Raw genomic sequence first — 251 nt, 5'->3', positions numbered from 1 at the left:
GTACGTTCAATGCTCGTATTACGGTTAAGCAGGTCAGATACATGCAACTTCAAAAGTGCCCGGTTATGGGCCATGGATTTAGCTATATATCCGTTCAATAAGGTAATGTGCTGGTTGTACCCCGCAGCCAGCCCGGTATTAAGCCAGTAATTGGCAGCTGCATAAATGCTAAACCCAAGCGGCAATTGCACATTGCCGTTAAAGGAAAAACCATAACTGAAGTAATTGGTGTTACTGGTCTTTTGCAGTGA

General features: G+C 44.2%; 1 protein-coding gene. It reads right to left on the bottom strand.

The window, feature by feature from the left end; translation table 11 throughout:
• The coding region (locus tag KVS71_RS18010) for an outer membrane beta-barrel protein (protein ID WP_217585219.1) at nt 1-251 on the bottom strand (251 nt) is incomplete at both ends.

Source organism: Microbacterium sp. GbtcB4 (genome assembly GCF_019091465.1).
Classification (GTDB): domain Bacteria; phylum Actinomycetota; class Actinomycetes; order Actinomycetales; family Microbacteriaceae; genus Microbacterium; species Microbacterium paraoxydans.
The sequence above is the reverse complement of the archived record's forward strand: the minus strand, read 5'-3'. Positions and strand labels throughout refer to the sequence as shown.